The sequence below is a fragment of the Streptococcus suis genome (genome assembly GCF_002960445.1).
GTDB lineage: Bacteria > Bacillota > Bacilli > Lactobacillales > Streptococcaceae > Streptococcus > Streptococcus hyiners.
Map to the genome: position 1 here is coordinate 1 of NZ_POJD01000473.1, position 273 is coordinate 273.

A 273-nucleotide genomic window follows, 5' to 3' on the forward strand; every position below is an offset into this window, starting at 1 on the left:
GAATAAAGATTTCCTCCCATAGCCTGCAAGGCCTGAACCAATTCGTTGGCAATGACACCTGTTCCCAGAGTCGCCCATTTATACTTCATTTGCACTTCCATAGTGTACCTCACTTTCTTCTACCATTATAGTAAATTCCACCCTTTTCTGCACACTCTAACTAGCATTTGTGTTACAATAAGAACATGAATACCGTTGTACTAAAGGCATCTGCCCAGCAAAAACAAGCCATGATGGCTCACTATGACCGCTATCGGCAGACCAGCAAAAATC

1 pseudogene is annotated in these 273 nt (G+C 42.9%); it reads right to left on the reverse strand.

The annotated features are described in order from the left end of the window. Positions 1-101, reverse strand: a pseudogene (locus C1G53_RS12845) (gfo/Idh/MocA family oxidoreductase); the annotation flags it as partial. Between the last annotated feature and the right edge of the window lie 172 nt (positions 102-273).